The organism is Pseudomonas sp. dw_612, from assembly GCF_018449725.1.
Taxonomy (GTDB): domain Bacteria; phylum Pseudomonadota; class Gammaproteobacteria; order Pseudomonadales; family Pseudomonadaceae; genus Aquipseudomonas.
Window position 1 is genome coordinate 1 of record NZ_JAAVVC010000030.1, and the last position, 20,350, is coordinate 20,350.

19 protein-coding genes are annotated in these 20,350 nt (G+C 59.2%); 5 read left to right on the plus strand and 14 right to left on the minus strand.

Translation table 11 applies throughout. The annotated features are described in order from the left end of the window. Positions 1–163: 163 nt before the first annotated feature. The 7 genes from tauD to HB680_RS30120 form a co-directional block, all read right to left on the minus strand. A complete protein-coding gene (gene tauD / locus HB680_RS30090) occupies positions 164–1,006 on the minus strand; it encodes a taurine dioxygenase (protein WP_213941933.1) in 843 nt (280 codons plus the stop codon). Positions 1,007–1,179: 173 nt separating this feature from the next. Then, on the minus strand, positions 1,180–2,013 hold the full coding sequence (tauC, locus tag HB680_RS30095; RefSeq protein ID WP_213941934.1) for a taurine ABC transporter permease TauC: 834 nt from the start codon (positions 2,011–2,013) through the stop codon (positions 1,180–1,182). Beyond that, positions 2,010–2,804 (minus strand): taurine ABC transporter ATP-binding subunit, encoded by a 795-nt coding sequence (tauB, locus tag HB680_RS30100; RefSeq protein WP_213941935.1) that lies wholly within the window; start codon positions 2,802–2,804, stop codon positions 2,010–2,012. The genes tauC and tauB overlap by 4 nt, the downstream gene beginning before the upstream one ends. A 15-nt stretch (positions 2,805–2,819) precedes the next feature. Then, complete coding sequence (gene tauA / locus HB680_RS30105; RefSeq protein WP_213941936.1) at positions 2,820–3,797, minus strand: taurine ABC transporter substrate-binding protein; 978 nt, start codon at positions 3,795–3,797, stop codon at positions 2,820–2,822. A gap of 341 nt (positions 3,798–4,138) precedes the next feature. Beyond that, a complete protein-coding gene (gene gshA / locus HB680_RS30110; protein WP_213941937.1) occupies positions 4,139–5,722 on the minus strand; it encodes a glutamate--cysteine ligase in 1,584 nt (527 codons plus the stop codon). A 371-nt stretch (positions 5,723–6,093) separates the two neighbouring features. Continuing rightward, entirely contained in the window at positions 6,094–6,477 is a 384-nt protein-coding gene (locus tag HB680_RS30115; protein WP_007949206.1) for a PaaI family thioesterase, read from the minus strand. Then, entirely contained in the window at positions 6,477–8,801 is a 2,325-nt protein-coding gene (locus tag HB680_RS30120; protein WP_213941938.1) for a Tex family protein, read from the minus strand. The genes HB680_RS30115 and HB680_RS30120 overlap by 1 nt, the downstream gene beginning before the upstream one ends. A 361-nt stretch (positions 8,802–9,162) precedes the next feature. Here HB680_RS30120 and ompR point away from each other — a divergent pair, with 361 nt between their 5' ends. Continuing rightward, positions 9,163–9,903 carry a two-component system response regulator OmpR gene (gene ompR, locus HB680_RS30125; protein ID WP_054047784.1) on the plus strand — a complete coding sequence of 247 codons (741 nt, stop codon included), beginning with the start codon at positions 9,163–9,165 and terminating at the stop codon, positions 9,901–9,903. A 102-nt stretch (positions 9,904–10,005) separates the two neighbouring features. Continuing rightward, positions 10,006–11,319 carry an ATP-binding protein gene (locus tag HB680_RS30130; RefSeq protein WP_123515858.1) on the plus strand — a complete coding sequence of 438 codons (1,314 nt, stop codon included), beginning with the start codon at positions 10,006–10,008 and terminating at the stop codon, positions 11,317–11,319. Between the two features lie 107 nt (positions 11,320–11,426). Here HB680_RS30130 and rimK read toward each other — a convergent pair whose 3' ends face one another. From rimK to HB680_RS30145, 3 genes are read right to left on the minus strand one after another with little or no spacing between them, the layout of a single operon-like run. After that, complete coding sequence (gene rimK, locus HB680_RS30135) at positions 11,427–12,332, minus strand: 30S ribosomal protein S6--L-glutamate ligase (RefSeq protein WP_054047778.1); 906 nt, start codon at positions 12,330–12,332, stop codon at positions 11,427–11,429. After that, positions 12,329–12,790: an ATP-dependent zinc protease gene (locus HB680_RS30140; RefSeq protein ID WP_213941978.1), complete on the minus strand. Its 462-nt coding sequence runs from the start codon at positions 12,788–12,790 to the stop codon at positions 12,329–12,331. Before HB680_RS30140 ends, rimK begins: the two co-directional genes overlap by 4 nt. Before the next feature lie 34 nt (positions 12,791–12,824). Then, positions 12,825–13,604: an EAL domain-containing protein gene (locus HB680_RS30145; RefSeq protein ID WP_213941979.1), complete on the minus strand. Its 780-nt coding sequence runs from the start codon at positions 13,602–13,604 to the stop codon at positions 12,825–12,827. 115 nt (positions 13,605–13,719) lie between these two features. On the opposite strand from HB680_RS30145, the gene HB680_RS30150 reads away from it, so the two are divergent. Then, positions 13,720–14,127 (plus strand): S4 domain-containing protein, encoded by a 408-nt coding sequence (locus HB680_RS30150; RefSeq protein WP_213941939.1) that lies wholly within the window; start codon positions 13,720–13,722, stop codon positions 14,125–14,127. A gap of 133 nt (positions 14,128–14,260) precedes the next feature. Here HB680_RS30150 and HB680_RS30155 read toward each other — a convergent pair whose 3' ends face one another. Further along, positions 14,261–15,061, minus strand: a complete 801-nt coding sequence (locus HB680_RS30155) for a phosphatase PAP2 family protein (protein ID WP_213941940.1) — start codon at positions 15,059–15,061, stop codon at positions 14,261–14,263. Between the two features lie 103 nt (positions 15,062–15,164). On the opposite strand from HB680_RS30155, the gene hslO reads away from it, so the two are divergent. Further along, positions 15,165–16,067: an Hsp33 family molecular chaperone HslO gene (gene hslO / locus HB680_RS30160; protein WP_213941941.1), complete on the plus strand. Its 903-nt coding sequence runs from the start codon at positions 15,165–15,167 to the stop codon at positions 16,065–16,067. Positions 16,068–16,249: 182 nt separating this feature from the next. Then, positions 16,250–17,791 (plus strand): phosphoenolpyruvate carboxykinase, encoded by a 1,542-nt coding sequence (locus HB680_RS30165; protein ID WP_213941942.1) that lies wholly within the window; start codon positions 16,250–16,252, stop codon positions 17,789–17,791. 71 nt (positions 17,792–17,862) lie between these two features. Here the strand turns inward: HB680_RS30165 and HB680_RS30170 are convergent, their stop codons facing one another. The 3 genes from HB680_RS30170 to HB680_RS30180 all read right to left on the minus strand — a co-directional run bounded on the left by HB680_RS30170 (position 17,863) and on the right by HB680_RS30180 (position 20,171). Next, positions 17,863–19,134, minus strand: coding sequence for a HipA domain-containing protein (locus HB680_RS30170; protein ID WP_213941943.1), 1,272 nt, complete (start codon positions 19,132–19,134; stop codon positions 17,863–17,865). A gap of 2 nt (positions 19,135–19,136) precedes the next feature. Further along, positions 19,137–19,625: a helix-turn-helix domain-containing protein gene (locus tag HB680_RS30175; protein WP_213941944.1), complete on the minus strand. Its 489-nt coding sequence runs from the start codon at positions 19,623–19,625 to the stop codon at positions 19,137–19,139. A gap of 192 nt (positions 19,626–19,817) precedes the next feature. Then, a complete protein-coding gene (locus HB680_RS30180) occupies positions 19,818–20,171 on the minus strand; it encodes a DUF1493 family protein (RefSeq protein ID WP_213941980.1) in 354 nt (117 codons plus the stop codon). Positions 20,172–20,350: the final 179 nt, after the last annotated feature.

Sequence of the window (20,350 nt, forward strand, 5' to 3'; positions counted from 1 at the left end):
CCGATCTTCATGCTTTTCAAATCCTGAGTTCGACTCGGTTTTTCAGGTCGATGTAGATCCAAGAACACCTCGGTCAGTCCCCTCTACCCTCTGGGGAGAGGGTTAGGGTGAGGGGTGGGTTCGGAGCCGTGTCACAAATCCAGATCACACCTCTTCCAAAACCTCACCGAAAAAACGGCACATCCCCCAACACCGTAGCCCGCTGCATTACCCGCCGCGCCGGGCGGTAATCGTCTACCGCGTAATGCTGGGTCACGCGGTTATCCCAGAACGCCACGTCATCCTTCTGCCAGCGCCAGCGGATGGTAAATTCCGGCCGTGTTCCGTGGGCGAACAGCAGCTTCAGAATCGCTTCGCTTTCGGTCTCCGACAATTCATTGATCTTCGACGTGAACCCTTCATTGACGAACAACGAACGGCGCCCGCTCACCGGGTGTGTGCGGATTACCGGGTGCGACAGCGGCGGATTCTTGCGCCGGGCTTCTTCCCACTGCGCCAAGGCTTCAGGCGTATTGCCGTAACGTTCCAACGGAAACGAACGGGTGAAATCGTGCGTCGCCGTCAGCCCTTCGAGCAAGGCTTTCATCGGCGCCGACAACGCTTCATACGCCGCAATCCCGCTGGCCCACAACGTGTCGCCGCCAAACTCCGGCAGCAACTTGGCGCTGAGCACGGCGCCCATGGCCGGGGTCGGGAGGAAGGTCACGTCGGTGTGCCAGATCGCGTTGTCGCGCACGTCGGTGACGGCGGTGTCGAGGATCAGCACTTCCGGCTGTTCCGGCACGTTGGGGTAGATCGGGTGAATGTGCAGGTCGCCGAAATTCGCGGCGAAACGCGCTTGTTGCTGTGGCGTGATCGGCTGGTCGCGGAAGAACAAAACCTGGTGCTTGAGCAGCGCCTGTTCGATGGCCTCGCGCTGTTCCTGGTCCAGCGGCTGGCTGATGTCGATGCCGCTGATTTGCGCACCGAGAGCAAAGCTCAGGGGGACGATGGTCAAGTTGCTCATGGTGGTTCTCTTCAATTCTGGGTGTCGTCTATGAATGTTGTGAACAACACCGCACCTGTAGGAGCTGCCGAAGGCTGCGATCTTTTGATCTTTTGAAGGGCAAGATCAAAAGATCGCAGCCTTCGGCAGCTCCTACGGGGGTGATCCAAAAAAGGGGCTCACATTCAAAAGCTTCAGTGTGCCTGGCCGTGCCACGGCACCAGTTTGCGTTGTAGCGCGCGCAGGCCCATTTCCATGGCGAAGGCGATCAGCGCGATCACCAGAATCCCCAGCACCACCACATCGGTGACCAGGAACTGCGCAGCCGACTGCACCATAAAGCCCAAACCGCTGGTGGCGGCGATCAATTCGGCGGCGACCAGTGTCGACCAACCCACGCCCAAACCAATGCGCACGCCGGTCAAAATATCCGGCAGCGCACTCGGCAGAATCACATGCCGAATCAACTGCGCCCGGGTCGCGCCCAGGGACTGCGCGGCGCGCAATTTGGCCGGATCAACCGTGCGCACGCCCGTCGCGGTGGCGATGGCAATCGGGGCGAAGATCGCGAGGTAGATCAGCAGGACTTTCGACAGCTCACCGATGCCGCACCAGATCACGATCAGCGGCAGGTAAGCCAGCGGTGGAATCGGGCGGTAGAACTCGATCAGCGGATCGAGTATCCCGCGCGCGATGCGGTTATGGCCGATGGCAATCCCGACTGGCACGGCGGTCAGCACCGCGAAGCCGAGGCCCAGGCCGATACGTTTGAGGCTCGCGCCCAGGTGCTGCCACAAGGTCGAATCCATGTAGCCCGTAGTCGCCAGCAACCAGCCTTTTTGCAGCACGGCGGATGGTGGCGGCAGGAATAACGGTTCGATCATCCCCGTAGCCGTCACGGCCCACCAGATGAACACCAACGCGAACAGCGTCAGCACACTGATCCAACGCGTACTGAAGCTGCGCCGAAGCGGAATCACCGTCGAACCGGGTTTCGCCGCTACGGCCGGAATTTCATAGCTGCTCATGCGCGCTCCTGCCGCGTGGCGGCGCTGCGTTGGGAGAACACTTTGGCGAGCACGTGTTCGCGGGTTTCAATAAAGCGCGGGTCGGACTTGATCGCCCGTGCCGACTCGCCGGCGGCGTAACGCTGACCGAAGTCCAGGCTCAAACGCTCGACGATTTGCCCAGGGTTCGGCGCCAGCAGAATCAGATCCGTGGCGAGGAACACCGCTTCTTCGATGTCGTGGGTAATCAGGAAGACGGGTTTGGCGGTGCGCTGCCAGACTTGCAGCAACAGCTCCTGCATCTGCTCGCGGGTGAAAGCATCGAGGGCGCCGAAGGGTTCGTCCATCAGCAACACGCGCGGGTCGGCGGCGAGGGCGCGAGCCAGTCCGACACGTTGTTTCTGGCCGCCCGAGAGCTGCCAGATGCGACGGTTTTCAAATCCGGAAAGGTCCACCAGCGCGAGCATTTCCCGGGCGCGGATTTCCCGTTTCTCCCGGGACACGCCGGCCAGTTCAAGGCCGAAACCGACGTTAGCCAGCACGTCCTGCCAGGGCAGCAAGGCGTCGTCCTGGAACACCACGCCACGTTCGGCGCTCGGGCCTTTGACCGGCACGCCGTCAAGGGTGATGCGCCCGGCGCTGGGCTCGACGAAACCGGCAATCAGGTTCAACAGCGAAGTCTTGCCACTGCCGGACGGGCCGAGGGCCACCAGCAATTGCTGGGGCCCCAGGCTCAAGGAAATATCCGTCAGTACCGGTTCCGGGCTGCCGGGGTACTGTGCGCTGATGCGCTCCAGCTGTAGCAAAGCCATCGCAGTTAACTCCGATCAGTTGGTGATGTATTTAGAGCTGACATACGGGGCGTAGTCCGGCAGCACGGCTTCGACTTTGCCTTGTTCCTTCAGGAACACAGCGGTGTCGGTGATGGCTTTGGTGGTCGGTGCGCCAAGGGTGATGACTTGATCAGCCGCCAGCGGGTAAACGTTGCCTTGCAGCAACAATGGAATATCCGTGGCCTTGGCGCCGGAGAGCTTCACCAGTTTGTCGACGTTGCTTTGGTTGGCGAGCCAGGTTTTCGGGTCTTTGCGGTAATCGGCGTAGGCATCCAGGGTCACTTTGGCGAACGCGGTGACGATTTCCGGGTGTTTCTCGGCGAAGTCTTTGCGCACGATCCAGGCATCGAAGGTCGGCGCGCCAAACTTGGCCAGTTCGCCGGAGGTGATCAGCACCTTGCCGTTTTCCTTGGCTACGCCCAGGGCTGGGTCCCAAACGTAAGTGGCGTCGATGTCACCGCGCTTCCACGCAGCGACGATCGCCGGTGGCGCCAGGTTGAGGATGGTGACTTTCGATGGATCGATGTTCCAGTGCTTCAGCGCGGCCAGCAGGCTGTAGTGGCCGGTGGACACGAATGGCACGGCGATTTTCTTGCCGATCAGGTCTTGCGGGGTTTTGATCCCGGAACCGTCGCGGGCGACCAGCGCTTCAGCGGCGCCGATCTGGGTGGCAATGAGAAAGGTTTCAACCGGAACTTTGCGGGTGATTGCAGCGGTCAGCGGGCTGGAGCCGAGGTAGCCGATTTGCACGTCGCCGGACGCGATGGCGGCGATGATGTCGGCCCCGTTGTCGAATTTGCGCCAGTCGATCTTGGCGTTGGTGGCTTTTTCGTACGCGCCGTCGGCTTGAGCGACTTTGGCCGGGTCGACGGTGGTCTGGTAGGCGACGGTCACGTCAGCCGCCTGGGCAAAGAAACTCGCCGCAGCCAAAGACGCGGCCGCCAGTAGGCGAAGAGGGAAATTCAGTTTCATTGGAGAAGCTCCTTGTCAGGCGACCGAGGATCGGCGTGAAAGGAGACTAAATGATATAAGAATCCGAAAATAAATAACTTTTTCGAATGAGCTTATGAGCGGAAAATTCTAAAGGATGGGTGGGAGGGTAGTGGAGAATTTGCCATTGTGTGCAGTCAGGTGGATCGCCCCCTCACCCCAGCCCTCTCCCCACAGGGGAGAGGGGGAAAGGGAGCCGATCTTCGTGATGTTCAAAACCTGAGTTCGACTCGGTTTTTCAGGTCGATGCAGCTCTAAGAACAACTCGGTCAGCCCCCTCTACCCCCTGGGGAGAGGGTTGGGGTGAGGGGTGGATCTTGGAATCAGTTACTGATCGCCAGAATACTCGCCTGATACGACCCGACAAACACATCGAAATCGCCGACTTCGTTCTGCTCCAGCTCCGCCTGTTCAGCCAGCGACGAACGCGCCCGCGCTTCAAACTTCGCCTGGTCTTCAGCACTCAGCGGTTCACTGCGGAAGTACTCGGCATGCACCCGGCTCTGACGCAGGGAGAACTGCGCGAAGCTTTCCTTATGCTCGGCCATCGCCGCCAGCACTTGGGCCGATGGGGTTCGGGACGAATCCTTGACCTTCTCCAGCTGCACGTCCAGCGCCTTGCTATGCGCATCGCCGCCATGGCTTTGATCGAGCAACGCCGCCAGCGGGGCGATCTTTTCCAGCAGTTCGGTGGCCCATTCCTTCATGTCCACCGCTTGCCCGTCGCGCTGCAATTGCAGGCCCGGACGCCGACCTTCCTTGACCACGCTGAGGAAGTTCAAGGTCGCGTTATTGCAGGTGGTGTTGGCCAGCAGCGGACTGTCATTCAGCGCGCAGTACAGCAGGAACGCGTCGAGGAAGCGCGACTCGGTCAGGTCGATGCCCATCGGCAGGAACGGGTTGATGTCCAGGCAACGCACTTCGACGTACTGAATGCCACGGGCCACCAGCGCCTGGATCGGCCGTTCGCCGGTGTAGGTCACGCGTTTCGGGCGGATGTTGGAGTAGTACTCGTTTTCGATCTGCAGGATGTTGGTGTTGAGCTGAACCCACTCACCGTCCTTGTGCGTGCCGACTTCAACGTAAGGCGCGTAAGGCGTGGCCACCGCTTTGCGCAGGCTGTCGGTGTAGCTCGACAGATCGTTGTAGCACGGCGTCAAACCGGCCTGGGCGTTGCTCTGGTAACCGAGGTCGCTCATGCGCAGGCTAGTGGCGTACGGCAGGTACAAAGTCTCTGGATCAAGCTGTTCCAACTGGTGCGAACGACCGCGCAGGAAACCGGCGTCCAGCGCTGGCGATGCACCGAACAGGTACATCAGCAGCCAGCTGTAGCGACGGAAGTTACGGATCAGCGCGATGTAGGCCGACGACTGATAGTCGCGGTCGGTGCCGACAAAGCCTTCAGCCTCTTTGAGCAGCGGCCAGAGCTTTTCCGGCAGGGAAAAGTTGTAGTGAATCCCGGCGATGCACTGCATGGTCTTGCCGTAACGCAGGGCCAGGCCCTTGCGGTAGACGTACTTCAGCTGACCGATGTTGGACGTGCCGTAATAGGCGATCGGGATGTCTTCCTCGGCCGGCAACGGGCACGGCATCGATGGACTCCACAGAAACTCGTTGCCGAGCTTGCTGTAGGCAAAACGGTGAATGCTGTCCAGACTCGCCAGTGTGTCCGCCGGGTCGGGCAGGGCGGGCGTGATGAACTCCAGCAGCGATTCGGAATAATCGGTGGTGATCTGTTCGTTGGTCAGCGCGGAACCCAATTCTTCCGGGTGCGGCGTTTGCGCCAGGCGACCTTCATCGGTCACGCGCAGGCATTCACGTTCGATGCCGTGAAGGCACTGTTCGAGCAGAGAGAGGTTAGCGCGCTCGCCGAGCAGAGCCAGGCGGCGGTTGAGAAGTTCGCTCAAGTTGGATTCCTTCACGCGTCAGTCGCCCCAATATGGGGGTGGGCAAGACGGTCTACAAGGGTGAAGTTAAAACTGGCGTTTTCGCCTGGTTCTTGAGTCATACAGACCTGATACCAGTTGATCATCGCAACCCCCTGTGGGAGCGGGCTTGCTCGCGAAGGCGGCGTGTCAGCCAACATTAACGTCGCCTGACACACCGCCTTCGCGAGCAAGCCCGCTCCCACAGGTGGCGCGCCTCAACTGACTGGCATCAGCCGCACCGACCCACATTCAAATGCCAACTTCACTCCCTGAATCTGGCTGTCGCGCACGCGGAAAAGTTCGACGCCGCAGTCGTAGCGCCGAAATTAACTCAAAATGATGGCATTCATCTACAGGACAGCGAACGTGCCTTGTGCTTTTGCGACCAGTTTGTCGCCCTGCATCACGTCGGCTTCGACCACCAATGTGCGTCGGCCCGGGTGGATCACCCGCGCCGTGCACATTACTTCGCCGTCGGACACCGCGCGAATGTAGTTGATCTTGCACTCGATGGTCGCGCTCTGCTGGTCAAAGCCGTGGGTGCTGGAACAGGCCAGGCCCATGGCAATGTCCACCAGGCTGAACAAAGCCCCGCCGTGCAACTTGCCGCCGCGATTACGCAGCTCTGGCGCAAGCCCCAGGGCGACTTGCGCCACCCCGGTTTCCAGGCTGTGCAAGCGACACCCCAGCAGCTTGAAAAAAGCGCTTTCGGTCAGGCCGGCAGGGATTTCCATCAGCGTTTCTTCAACTGCTTGGCATTGGCGAACAGTGAAGCCATGGCGTTGTTGGCCGGGGCCGCTGCCGTGGTTTCCTTGCGTGGTGCAGTGTTCTGGGATTGGCGCGGGGCCGATCCCGGACGCGCACCACGGGCACCGTCGATTTTCTCGCCCGGCGTGTCGCTCATGCGCATCGACAGGCCGACGCGTTTGCGCGGGATGTCGACTTCCATGACCTTCACCTTGACCACATCACCGGCCTTCACCGCTTCGCGCGGATCCTTGATGAACTTCTCCGAAAGCGCGGAGATGTGCACCAAACCGTCCTGATGCACGCCGATGTCGACGAACGCGCCGAAGTTGGTCACGTTGGTCACCACGCCTTCGAGGATCATCCCCAGTTGCAAGTCCTTGAGGTCTTCGACGCCTTCCTGGAACTCGGCGGTCTTGAACTCGGGACGCGGGTCGCGGCCGGGTTTTTCCAGTTCTTGCAGGATGTCGGTGACCGTTGGCAGACCGAAAGTCTCGTCGGTGTACTTCTTCGGATCCAGACGCTTGAGGAAACTCGCATCACCGATCAGCGAGCGGATATCACGGTCGGTTTCAGCGGCAATGCGCTGCACCAGCGGATAGGCTTCCGGGTGAACGGCGGACGAATCCAGCGGGTTGTCGCCGTTCATCACGCGTAGGAAACCGGCAGCCTGTTCGAAGGTTTTTTCGCCCAGACGTGCGACTTTCTTCAGCGCTACACGGGTTTTGAACGCGCCGTGCTCGTCGCGGTGGCTGACGATATTCTGCGCCAGGGTCGCATTGAGGCCGGAGATGCGCGCCAGCAGCGCCACGGAAGCGGTGTTGACGTCCACGCCCACGGCGTTTACGCAGTCCTCGACCACAGCGTCCAGGCCACGGGCCAGTTTCAGCTGCGACACGTCATGCTGGTACTGGCCGACGCCGATGGATTTCGGATCGATCTTCACCAGTTCGGCCAGCGGATCCTGCAAGCGACGGGCAATCGACACCGCGCCACGGATCGACACGTCGAGGTCCGGGAATTCCTTGGAAGCCAGTTCCGAGGCCGAGTAAACCGATGCGCCGGCCTCGGAGACCATGACTTTGGTCATCTTCATGGCTGGGTATTTTTTGATCAGCTCAGCGGCCAGTTTGTCGGTTTCGCGGCTGGCGGTGCCGTTGCCGATGGCGATCAGGTCCACCGCGTGCTTGGCACACAGGGCGGCGAGGATCGCGATGGTCTGGTCCCATTTGTTGTGCGGCACGTGCGGGTAAACCGTGGCGTGATCCAGCAGCTTGCCGGTGGAATCGACCACGGCGACCTTGCAGCCAGTACGCAGGCCCGGGTCGAGACCCAACGTTGCGCGCGGGCCGGCCGGGGCCGACAGCAGCAAGTCGTGCAGGTTGTGCGCGAATACATTGATCGCTTCGGTTTCCGCGCCATCGCGCAGTTCGCCCAGCAGATCGGTTTCCAGGTGAGTGTAGAGCTTCACTTTCCAGGTCCAGCGCACCACTTCGCCCAGCCATTTGTCGGCGGCGCGGTTCTGGTTCTGAATGCCGAATTGCTGGCCGATCATGCCTTCGCACGGGTGCATGGTGCCTGGCAGCTCATCGCCGACTTTCAGCGCAGAGCTGAGAATGCCTTCGTTGCGGCCACGGAAAATCGCCAGCGCGCGGTGCGATGGCATGCTTTTCAGCGGTTCATCGTGTTCGAAATAGTCGCGGAACTTGGCGCCTTCCTCTTCCTTGCCGGCGATCACGCGGGCACTGAGTGTGGCTTCCTGCTTGAGGTAGCTGCGCAGTTTGTCCAGCAGGCCGGCGTCTTCGGCGAAGCGTTCCATCAGGATGTACTTGGCGCCTTCGAGGGCAGCCTTCACATCCGCCACGCCTTTTTCGGCGTCGACAAAGCGTGCGGCTTCGGCGTCCGGGGTCAGGCTCGGGTCGTTGAACAGGCCGTCGGCCAAGTCGCCGAGGCCGGCTTCCAGGGCGATCTGGCCCTTGGTGCGGCGCTTCTGCTTGTACGGCAGGTACAAATCTTCGAGGCGGGTCTTGGTGTCGGCGAGCTTAATGTCGCGTTCGAGTTGCGGGGTCAGCTTGCCTTGTTCTTGAATGCTGGCAAGGATGCTGATGCGCCGTTCGTCGAGTTCTCGCAGGTAGCGCAGACGCTCTTCCAGATGCCGCAACTGGATGTCATCGAGGCTGCCGGTCACTTCTTTCCGGTAGCGGGCGATGAAGGGAACGGTAGAGCCCTCATCGAGTAGCGCGACGGCCGCTTCGACCTGTTGTGGGCGTACACCGAGTTCCTCGGCGATGCGGCTGTTGATGCTGTCCATAAAACCACCTGACAAATTGTGAAAGCAGGCTCGCAGGCGCAGGGATAAAGGCTCGGCGAGACTGGTTGAGCGGCCTGGCCTGCGCCGCTACCTGGGTCAACAGGCATCCCGTTGACCCGTGAAATCGAACAATTACTGCGCACGCCTTAAAAATAAAAAGCGGCCTACTACAGTAACGATCAGACGTTGCCTGACACAAAACGCCGCGCATTATAACCAGCGTTCTGTGATTCGGGGGCATTGCGCTCTGTAGGCAAAAAGGCCGGTTTTCTGGCGGTGAAGGAAAAATCTGCTAACAATGCACACGGTGCGTATAACGGCAGCTACGCCATAATGCGCGCCGAGCTAAAAGGAGCATCTAATGAGCAGCACTGCAAACAATGCTGAAGGCGAAAAAATTCTTATTGTTGATGACGATCCAGGGCTGAGCAGCCTGCTGGAACGCTTTTTCGTCAGCAAGGGCTACCGTGCCCGCGCCGTACCGAACACCGAACAGATGGACCGCCTGCTGGCGCGTGAAGTGTTCAACCTGGTCGTCCTCGACCTGATGCTGCCCGGCGAAGACGGTTTGACCGCCTGCCGCCGTCTGCGCGGCGCGAACAATCAGATTCCGATCATCATGCTCACCGCCAAGGGCGATGAGCTGAGCCGCATCAAGGGCCTGGAACTGGGCGCCGACGATTACCTGGCCAAACCGTTCAACCCGGACGAGCTGATGGCCCGGGTCAAAGCCGTTCTGCGTCGTCAGGCCGCGCCAGTGCCGGGCGCACCGGGCAGCGAAGACGAAAGCGTGACCTTCGGTGACTACGAACTGTCCCTGGCCACCCGCGAACTCAAGCGCGGCGATGAAGTGCACATGCTCACCACCGGTGAGTTTGCGGTGCTCAAGGCCCTGGTCATGAACGCCCGTCAGCCGCTGACCCGCGACAAGCTGATGAACCTGGCCCGTGGCCGTGAGTGGGATGCCCTGGAGCGTTCCATTGACGTGCAGATCTCCCGCCTGCGTCGGATGATCGAACCCGATCCGTCCAAGCCACGCTACATCCAGACCGTTTGGGGTGTGGGTTACGTGTTCGTTCCGGACGGCGCCGCCACCAAGTGATCGGCGATTTGTAGGAGCGGGTTTGCGGACGAAGTTGTCCGCAGACTCGCGATCCGCAATATGCGAGCATCGCTCGCTCCTGCAAGTGTGTAGCGGTTATCCATGAAAACCCCCGTTTGGTTCCCCCAGAGTTTTTTCTCCCGCACCCTGTGGCTGGTGCTGATCGTCGTCCTGTTCTCCAAGGCGCTGACCCTGGTTTATCTGTTGATGAACGAAGACGTGCTGGTGGACCGCCAATACAGCCACGGCGTCGCCCTGACGCTGCGGGCCTATTGGGCCGCCGATGAAGAAAACCGCACGAAAATCGCCGACGCGGCGACCTTGATCCGGGTGGTCGGCGCCGGTGTGCCGGAAGGCGAACAACACTGGCCATACAGCGAGATCTACCAGCGGCAGATGCAGGCGGAGCTGGGCGCCGACACTGAAGTTCGATTACGCATGCACTCGCCGCCGGCGCTGTGGGTCCGGGCGCCGAGCCTGGGCGATGGCTGGCTGAAAGTGCCGCTGTACCCGCATCCATTGCGTGGCCAGAAAATCTGGAACGTACTCGGCTGGTTCCTCGCCATCGGCTTGCTGTCCACTGCGTCGGCGTGGATCTTCGTCAGCCAGCTCAATCAACCTTTGAAGCGTTTGGTCTATGCCGCGCGGCAACTTGGCCAGGGCCGCAGCGTGCGCCTGCCGATCAGCGACACGCCGAGCGAAATGGCCGAGGTTTACCGAGCCTTCAACCAGATGGCCGAAGACGTCGAACAGGCCGGTCGCGAGCGTGAGTTGATGCTGGCCGGGGTGTCCCACGATTTGCGCACGCCGTTGACCCGGTTGCGGCTGTCTCTGGAGTTGATGGGCGACCATAGCGACCTGTCGGACGACATGGTGCGCGACATCGAAGACATGGACGCGATTCTCGACCAGTTCCTGGCGTTCATTCGCGACGGTCGCGACGAGTCGGTGGAAGAGGTGGACTTGAGCGACCTGGTGCGCGAAGTCGCCGCGCCGTACAACCAGAACGAAGAAAAAGTGCGCTTGCGCCTGGAACCGATCCAGCCGTTCCCGTTGCGTCGGGTGTCGATGAAACGCTTGCTGAACAACTTGATCGGCAACGCTTTGCACCATGCGGGCAACGGGGTTGAGGTCGCGGCGTATGTGTCCGGCGATACCAGCGCGCCCTACGTGGTGCTGAGCGTCATGGACCGTGGGGCGGGGATTGATCCGTCGGAACTTGAAGCGATCTTCAACCCGTTTACCCGTGGCGATCGGGCGCGGGGCGGGAAGGGCACCGGGTTGGGGTTGGCGATCGTGAAGCGGATTGCTTCGATGCATGGCGGGAATGTTGAGTTGCGTAATCGGTCCGGCGGCGGGCTGGAGGCGCGGGTGCGGTTGCCGTTGGGGTTGATGTTGCCGCGGGATGCGGTCTGACGACAGCTGCGAGTGGCAAGCTGCAAGCCCCAAGTGAAAAGCAAGTCCAGCGTTAAGCTGCCGTCGCTTTTCCCTTGCAGCTTAAAGCTTGCCGCTTAAAGCTGCTTCTATCCCTTACCTTTGGTCCGCGTCATGTTCGGCCCACCATTTTTCTCAAGATGCTCAATGATGATCCCCGCCACGTTCTTCCCGGTGGTGGTCTCAATCCCTTCCAGCCCCGGCGACGAATTCACTTCCATCACCAGCGGCCCGTGATTGGAGCGCAGGATATCCACACCCGCTACCGCCAAACCCATCACCTTCGCCGCACGCAACGCGGTCATGCGTTCTTCCGGCGTAATCTTGATCAGGCTTGCGCTGCCGCCGCGATGCAGGTTGGAGCGGAACTCCCCAGGCTTGGCCTGGCGTTTCATTGCCGCGATCACCTTGTCGCCGACCACGAAGCAGCGAATGTCCGCACCGCCGGCTTCCTTGATGTATTCCTGGACCATGATGTTCTGCTTCAGGCCCATGAACGCTTCGATCACCGACTCCGCCGCCGTCGCGGTTTCACACAGCACCACGCCGATGCCCTGGGTGCCTTCCAGCACCTTGATCACCAGCGGTGCGCCGTTGACCATGTCGATCAGGTCGGGAATGTCGTCCGGCGAGTGGGCAAACCCGGTGACCGGCAAACCGATTCCCCGGCGCGACAGCAATTGCAATGAGCGCAATTTGTCCCGCGAACGGGCGATGGCCACCGACTCGTTCAGCGGGAACACCCCCATCATTTCAAACTGGCGCAACACCGCGCAGCCGTAAAACGTTACCGAGGCACCGATCCGCGGGATCACCGCGTCGAAACCTTCCAGCGGTTTGCCGCGGTAGTGGATCTGCGGCTTGTGGCTGGCAATGTTCATGTAGGCGCGCAAGGTGTCGATCACCACCATTTCATGGCCACGCTCGATACCGGCTTCGACCAGACGACGGGTGGAATACAGACGCGGGTTCCGCGACAGCACAGCGATCTTCATGCAACACCTGTGGAGGAGGTAGATACCGGGAACACCGGCTTGTCTTGTACATATTTGATTCCCGGATTGACCACCAACTGGCCGTCGATCAGGGCTTTGGAACCGAGTAACAGGCGATAACGCATGGACTTGCGGCAGGCGAGGGTGAATTCGACCCGCCAGACCCGATCACCAAGGGCCAAGGTAGTGCTGACCACATAGCGCATCTGCGCGTGGCCGTTGGAGCTTTTGATGGTTTTCATCGTCACCAGCGGCGCCTCGCAGCGCCGATGGCGCAACTGCACCACCGTGCCCAGGTGCGCGGTGAAGCGTACCCATTCCTGCCCGTCGCGCTCGAAGGTTTCGATGTCGGTAGCGTGCAGGCTGGAGGTGCTGGCGCCGGTGTCGATTTTTGCCCGAAGGCCAGCGACTCCCAAATCCGGGAGCGCCACCCACTCGAGCAGACCGACAACGGTCAAATGGTCAAATGTCTTCAATAGGAAAAACCGGCGATTAACGTGTCCAGGCCTCAGGTGATACCGGAGGCAACGCTTTGAATGCAGGTTTGGCGAACCAGTAACCCTGCATCAGAAAAATTCCACAGTCCGCCAGGAAGTCCCGTTCACCGGCGCTCTCAATGCCTTCGGCAATGACTGTAACGTTCAACTCCGCACACATTGTGACAACCCCCCGAACGATAGCCTGACGAACACGGTCGCGATCGATATCGCGGATCAGCGCCATGTCGAGTTTGATCAGGTCCGGTTGGAAATCAGCCAGCAGATTGAGCCCCGAATAACCGGCACCGAAATCGTCGATGGCGGTCTTGAAGCCGAATTCGCGGTATTCACGCAGAATATTGGTCAAATGGCGATAGTTATCTACGTGCTCGCTTTCCAGGGTTTCGAAAATTAGCCGGTCGATCGGGAAATTATGTTTTTTTGCAGCCTCCAGGGTGCTGCGAATGCACAGCTCTGGACGATAGACGGCGTTGGGCATGAAGTTGATCGACAAGTGTGTCTGCATATTAAGATTCGCCGCACCTTCGATGGCGCGGGTCCGGCAGAGCTGGTCGAAGCGGTAACGGTTCTCTTCTGTAACCTGATCTAACACGGACAGCGCACCTTCACCGGCCGCCCCGCGCACCAACGCTTCGTGGGCAAAAGTCGATTGGTCGCGCAGGTCGACGATCGGTTGGTAGGCAAAAGAAAAATCGAAGCCCAGCGGCTCGCTTTGTTGGCAGCCCTGGCAACCGACTTTGGGCGAGGTCAATGAAGAGGAAAATATAGTCACTCGATCACTCCATGCCGGTGAACCGGCCACGATCACAGTCTATCTGCAGGGCCGAGTTCTTGCGCCCGACAGAAACGGTAGTACAGTTCGACTACTGGCTGAACGAGGAATTCATATGGCACAAAAACAGGAAGAGGACGACAAGGTCCGTCTCGATAAATGGTTGTGGGCCGCGCGTTTTTATAAAACACGTGCCCTGGCCAAATCGGCGATCGAGAGTGGCAAGGTGCACTGTCGGGGCGAGCGTTGTAAACCGGGCAAGGAACCGCGCATCGGCGACGAGTTTCAGATCCGCGTAGGGTTCGAGGAAAAGACCATCGTGGTCCAGGCGCTGTCGATCGTGCGCCGTGGCGCGCCAGAGGCTCAGGCGTTGTATGCCGAGACCGAAGCAAGCGTCGCCAAGCGCGAAGCGGCCGCGGCGATGCGCAAGGCCGGGTCGCTGGGCGTGAGCACCGATGGCAAGCCGAGCAAGAAACAGCGGCGGGATTTGTTTAAGTTTCGCGGAAGCAGTAACGACGAGTGAGTCAGTTGCTCATGTATTGTCTGAACTGACGCCTTCGCGAGCAAGCCCGCTCCCACAGGGGACACGCATTCCAATGTGGGAGCGGGCTTGCTCGCGAACGAGTGCGTAGCACTCGGCCATACGCCACGGTGTATCAGGCGCTACGCACCACACTCAGCCGCGAAACCACCGGCAATTTCCCCAACAACCCAAACACCGGCGCCGTCACTTTCAGGAAAAATTCCGAAACGTGATACGCAAACGGCGTGTAATACCCCCAGCCCAACGCCCACACCGCCAGCAGCACACCGCCGATGTAATCGTCCTGGCCCCAATGCGCGCCTGCTACCAGTCGCGGCATCATGAACAGCAGCGCCAGGCCCCAGATCGTCAGCGTCTGCCCGGTGCCGCGACTGAACACCGTCATGAACATCGCCCAGATCAGCAACACCGACGCATGGTCACCGGGGAAGCTTTGGGTCGAGCGGTCCTTCAATTCCCACGTTTGCTCAAGCCCGGGGAAGTAGTCGCTCATGCGGACTGCGTTCTTGATCATCATCGACGGACTGCTGTGCTGCCAGTCCATGTGATCGGCGAGTTTCGAGAACAGCATACGGATAAACAGCAGCAACAGCAGGATCGCCAGGAAGCCGAAAAACGCCCGGCGCACAGCGATGGCCTCAAACACCCAGTCGCCCTTGATCAGCAGTGTCAGCAGAATCACCCCGACCACCGCATCAAATGGACGCAGACTTGCAATTGCCCAGATGTGGAGCCATATCGGGTTGCTGGCCAATGGAGCATTGAGCAGGTGAAACAGCCACTCGTCGAAAATCACGCATAACATCTGACCCGTAGGCCATAACCAGAATGCCAACAGCGCCAAAGGCACAAAATTGCACAAAACCAGCCGGCGCAGGTTCCACCTTGCTTGGAACAAACCCGGATTGTTCATAAAATGCCTCCAATGGCTGAACAGCGCGCACCAAAGCGGTGCTGCAAAGGCGTAATTGTCACAACTTGTAACTAAATTGTCATCACTTCAGATACCCAGACCTATGACCGATCTACCGGATTCCGACTTCACCCAACGCTTCATCTTCGATGACAGCGACACCCGCGGCGAGCTGGTGGCGTTGGAACGTAGCTATGCCGAAGTGCTGGCCAAACACCCCTACCCAGAGCCGGTCGCGCAACTGCTGGGCGAACTGATGGCGGCGGCCTCGCTGCTGGTGGGTACCCTTAAATTCGATGGACTGCTGATCCTGCAAGCGCGGTCCGATGGACCGATCCCGCTGCTGATGATCGAGTGCTCCAGCGAGCGCGAAATCCGTGGCCTGGCCCGTTATGAAGCCGACCGGATCGCTCCCGACGCGACCCTCGCCGACCTCATGCCCAACGGCGTGCTGGCGCTGACTGTCGACCCGACCCATGGCCAGCGTTATCAAGGCATCGTCGACCTCGACGGCGAAACCTTGTCCGAGTGCTTCACCAACTATTTCGTCATGTCCCAGCAGGTCGGCACCCGTTTCTGGCTGTACGCCGATGGCCGTCGTGCCCGTGGCCTGTTGCTGCAACAATTGCCGGCGGACCGTTTGAAAGACGAAGAAGAACGCGCCGCCAGCTGGCAGCACATCACCGCGCTGGGCAGCACCCTGACCGCAGATGAATTACTGAGCCTGGATAACGAAACCGTGCTGCATCGCCTCTACCACGAAGAGCAGGTTCGGCTGTTCGATGTGCAGAAACTGCGTTTCCGTTGCAGTTGCTCACGCGAACGTTCTGCCAATGCGCTGGTCAGCTTGGGTCTGGAAGATGCCCAGTCGCTGGTGATCGAACATGGTGGAAATATCGAGATCGACTGCCAGTTCTGCAACCAGCGCTACCTGTTTGATGCTGCGGATATCACTCAATTGTTCGCTGGCGCGGGTGTCGATACCCCGTCAGATACCCGGCACTAAAACGGTTCAGCGCAGGTAAATTCACTGGTTAGCGCCGGAATAACGCCGTTACGACGGGAGGGCCCTACTATTTTTGGGCGTTTCTGGCATAATCCGGCCCACTTTTTGTCGCGGTAGTAGTGCACGACTTTCTACTACAAAACGTTTGGAGCACACTCGGCCACTGGCCGACGGGGAATCTCATGACGCAAGCCAATAACGCCGTGTACACCGATCTGAGTGTTGATGATCTGGTAAAAGAAGCCTTGAATCGCGGTGAAGGCGAGCTTGCCGATACCGGCGCGCTGGTGGTTCGCACCGGTCACCGCACCGGCCGCTCGCCAGTTGATCGTTTCATCGTTGACGAGCCATCCACTTCGGCTTCCATCGCCTGGGGCCCGATCAACCGCAAGTTCCCGGCCGACAAGTTCGATGCCCTGTGGGCTCGCGTTGAAGCGTTCAACAACGCGCAAGAGCATTTCGTTTCCCACGTGCATGTAGGTGCTGCTGAAGATCACTACCTGGCCGTGAAGATGACCACCCAGACTGCCTGGCAGAACCTGTTCGGTCGTTGCCTGTTCATCAACCCGGCGCAGTACAACCCGGCCGGTCGTGACGAGTGGCAAGTGCTCAACGTAGCCAACTTCGAATGCGTGCCTGAGCGTGACGGCACCAACTCCGACGGTTGCGTGATCCTCAACTTCGCACAGAAGAAAGTGCTGATCGCCGGCATGCGTTACGCCGGTGAAATGAAAAAAGCCATGTTCTCCGTGCAAAACTTCCTGCTGCCGGCCTCCGACGTGCTGCCAATGCACTGCGCCGCCAACATCGGCGAAGCAGGCGACGTGACCCTGTTCTTCGGTCTGTCCGGCACCGGTAAAACCACCCTGTCCGCCGACGAAAGCCGTTACCTGATCGGCGACGACGAACACGGTTGGGGCGAAGGCGTTGTCTTCAATATCGAAGGCGGCTGCTACGCCAAGTGCATCGACCTGTCCGAGAAGAACGAGCCGGTCATCTGGAAAGCCATCAAGCACGGCGCCGTACTGGAAAACGTCGTCATCGACGACGCCAAGCACGCCGACTACGCCGATGTCAGCCTGACCCAGAACAGCCGCGCCGCCTACCCGCTGGAACACGTTGCCAAGCGCTCCGAGAAGAACCTCGGTGGTGAGCCAAACGCCGTGATCTTCCTGACCTGTGACCTGACCGGCGTCCTGCCGCCAGTGTCCATCCTCAGCGAAGAACAAGCGGCCTACCACTTCCTGTCCGGCTACACCGCACTGGTGGGCTCGACCGAAATGGGTTCCGGCAGCGGCATCAAATCCACCTTCTCCACCTGCTTCGGCGCACCGTTCTTCCCGCGTCCGGCTGGCGAATACGCAGAACTGCTGATCAAACGCATCCGCGGCTTCGGCTCTAAGGTCTACCTGGTTAACACCGGTTGGACCGGCGGCGGCTACGGCGTCGGCAAACGCTTCAACATCCCGACCACCCGTGGCGTGATTGCAGCGATCCAGAGCGGTGCGTTGATTGGGGCTGAAACTGAGCACCTGGACACCATCAACCTGGACGTGCCGTTGGCTGTGCCGGGTGTTGAGACTGGTTTGTTGAACCCGCGTAATACTTGGGCTGACAAGGCTGCCTACGACGAGGCTGCTAAAGCGTTGGCTGGGTTGTTTGTTGAGAACTTCAAGAAGTTTGAAGTGAGTGATGCGATTAAGGCTGCTGGGCCTAAGCTGTAAGGGCTTTGGTTTAGCAGTAATGAAAAAGCCGTCCTTTTAGGGCGGCTTTTTTGTGGGCGAAAGAAACGCGGTCAATTAGCAGAAAGGCGAAACGCCGGAGCCATATTGTCCTGCTCACGCTTCGACAACCCCACCGCGCTGGCCACTTTTGGCCACTGGCTCACCACTTCTTGGAAACGCTCAATAATTTCTTCTGCATCGTCATTGCTGACCCGAAAAATTTCAGCGACTTCGCGAGCGAGTTCGAGATCTAACGCATTGTCGGCTTCGGTAATGTTGAGTTTCAACCCATCGGCATGTGCGACCGGATTCATGTCGTAGGCATCAGACAAGCGCCATCCACGACCAGGATCAAGAAGAAAGCCATGGTTACGCATATGGTCGTCGGTATTGGAGACCAGAATGTTGAACACGATCCGCGACCACAACTCGCGAAGATCTTCGTCGGGCTCTGAGCCGTGCTGCACGAGCACTTCCGCCAATTCAAGGTAGCTGGCGCCTACCGATGCATCGTCTCCGTCTACGCGGTCGGTCATGGTCATGGCTGAGGCGAAGTGCAGTCGGCGGCCGGTTGCAGTGCGGTCGAAGCGTTTAACTAGGAAGCAGTGATGGTCGCTCGCATAACGTTGCGCCATCCCCATGGCCACTCGCAGACCACATTGCTCCGCCAGGGCATTCACCACGAATTCCCACCCGCCGACGTCATAGTCGTCGCGAGTGCTCGGGAACTTGGCGATCCACAGATGACCGTTCTTGTCAGCAACGCTGGCCTTGGGTCTGGCGCCACCCAGTGAGCCGCCGGGTGCGATCAACATTCTCAGCCACTCGCGCCCATCGAGTGAGGTGTTGTCTGGATCGTTTTCCAACGCGCGACTTGCCTGTTCCAGCTCACGTAACTTGATAAAGGGCGGCGCTGCCAATCCATCTCGATCGTCCAGAAAACTACCTTCATCATTCAACTTGTAGCGAATAGCCCCCACTCGATAGAGGTCATGAACGCCTAGCAGGTAATCCGACTCGTAGAGCTTCGTGCCCATTGGGGCGAGTCCATCGCGAATGTCTCGTTCCAGTCGGCGCTTCATCAGCAATTGACCCCAGCGATCCGGGCTTGAGTCGGCAAAAACGCCGAAGCGGGTCTGGTGCTGCCCAGGGAATTGTCGTCCTTCGAAGAGTCCGATGCGGGGATCCAGCGTCGTGAGGTTCAGCTCGGGATCGGCCAAAGCTACAAGGTCGTATTCAAACTCGAACACGCTGTTAGAGCGAGCCTTACGGGCATGGAGAAATCCAAGACGCCTTGGTCCGTTCAGGGTTTCCCAATCGGCATACACCGCGATCAGAGTCATTTTTAATCCGTCTCAGGCTTGGTTTTTTTCGTGGTAAACAACTTGGAAAACGAGTGGGTGTTCAACGGGAAATCAACTTCAATATCCGAATCGGAAATGGGGCTTTCCGATGCTTCCTCCGTCCTGTCGCGAATCGGTGACGACGCCTTCGTGGAGGTCACATTGCGTACTCGTTGGCGTTTACTGGCTGCTGCGTTCGCCTGTGGCGTTAATCGCGCGTCTTGCAACTGGCGTCCCAGCTCATCGGTTGCTGCGAGCTTGCTCAAGTCTTTCTCCAAACCCAGAACCTGCATCACGGACATATAGGCGCCCATCGTCACGCCTGAACCGCCGGACTCCAGAGAGCGAAGCGTAGTCAGCGACATGCCTGCCCTTTCGGCGACTTGCTTTGCGGTCAGCCTGCGGCGCAGTCGAGCGAGTTTCAGGCGTTCGCCAAACTCCGCGAGCAGTCTGGATGCGGATGGCATGAGCGGCGCTGTTTTCTTAGCCATGTGCCATTATTCCTTCACTTTTAGGCTTTAACTGCCAGAATAATAGCACTTATGTGGTGGCCTGTAGGTCCTTGCAAGACTCTGTTTTCCGGTATCACTAAAATCGACGGGCCGAAACCCAGTTTTTATAAACGCCATTATTCCGTCTGAATTCACAGTAAACAGCCAGAATAATGCTACTTACGCATTCCGCTAGATGCCTTCCAGCGTTTGCGTATCCCACCGTTGCACCTTGACCGCTTGGTAAAGCATGCCAATGGTCAGCGGGACTTTATCGCCGCGTCCCTTTGCTCTGCGCTTGAGATGCACATCGAACCCTTCTGGCTGAAAGTAGCGATAGGCGTCGTAGTCGATGAAGTCGATCCCGAACTGTTCTTCCAGAGCTTCCATCAGGTTTCGAGCGTCGGCGCCGTCGCAGACGAGGTCGAAGTTGATCGAGGTGGTGAGGCTGATGGTTTTGCGTTCGGGTAGGCCGAGTTCTTCGTGTAGCAACTGCATGAGCAGGTGCATAGCGTGGTCGTCGGGGAAGTTGGGGGCGAGGTTCATGATGCGTCTTCTGTTAGGGGCATTTTGATGAGACGGATTAAGGCTGGGAACGAAGCGCTCGCGGGAAGGTTTACTCTCACTGCGTAGGATTTCGTTCATCTGATGCACGCTTTCCATTAGCTCATCGAAAAACTTGCTCATGGTTATTCTCAGGTTTTGATAGTTCCTACGCTCTGCGT

Coding starts and splice junctions, on each gene's coding strand:
- tauD (WP_213941933.1), bottom strand. CDS start 1,006: ATGAGCAACTTGACCATCGTCCCCCTGAGCTTTGCTCTCGGTGCGCAA.
- tauC (WP_213941934.1), bottom strand. CDS start 2,013: ATGAGCAGCTATGAAATTCCGGCCGTAGCGGCGAAACCCGGTTCGACG.
- tauB (WP_213941935.1), bottom strand. CDS start 2,804: ATGGCTTTGCTACAGCTGGAGCGCATCAGCGCACAGTACCCCGGCAGC.
- tauA (WP_213941936.1), bottom strand. CDS start 3,797: ATGAAACTGAATTTCCCTCTTCGCCTACTGGCGGCCGCGTCTTTGGCT.
- HB680_RS30115 (WP_007949206.1), bottom strand. CDS start 6,477: ATGGAAATCCCTGCCGGCCTGACCGAAAGCGCTTTTTTCAAGCTGCTG.
- HB680_RS30120 (WP_213941938.1), bottom strand. CDS start 8,801: ATGGACAGCATCAACAGCCGCATCGCCGAGGAACTCGGTGTACGCCCA.
- ompR (WP_054047784.1), top strand. CDS start 9,163: ATGAGCAGCACTGCAAACAATGCTGAAGGCGAAAAAATTCTTATTGTT.
- HB680_RS30130 (WP_123515858.1), top strand. CDS start 10,006: ATGAAAACCCCCGTTTGGTTCCCCCAGAGTTTTTTCTCCCGCACCCTG.
- rimK (WP_054047778.1), bottom strand. CDS start 12,332: ATGAAGATCGCTGTGCTGTCGCGGAACCCGCGTCTGTATTCCACCCGT.
- HB680_RS30150 (WP_213941939.1), top strand. CDS start 13,720: ATGGCACAAAAACAGGAAGAGGACGACAAGGTCCGTCTCGATAAATGG.
- HB680_RS30155 (WP_213941940.1), bottom strand. CDS start 15,061: ATGAACAATCCGGGTTTGTTCCAAGCAAGGTGGAACCTGCGCCGGCTG.
- hslO (WP_213941941.1), top strand. CDS start 15,165: ATGACCGATCTACCGGATTCCGACTTCACCCAACGCTTCATCTTCGAT.
- HB680_RS30165 (WP_213941942.1), top strand. CDS start 16,250: ATGACGCAAGCCAATAACGCCGTGTACACCGATCTGAGTGTTGATGAT.
- HB680_RS30170 (WP_213941943.1), bottom strand. CDS start 19,134: ATGACTCTGATCGCGGTGTATGCCGATTGGGAAACCCTGAACGGACCA.
- HB680_RS30175 (WP_213941944.1), bottom strand. CDS start 19,625: ATGGCTAAGAAAACAGCGCCGCTCATGCCATCCGCATCCAGACTGCTC.
- HB680_RS30180 (WP_213941980.1), bottom strand. CDS start 20,171: ATGAACCTCGCCCCCAACTTCCCCGACGACCACGCTATGCACCTGCTC.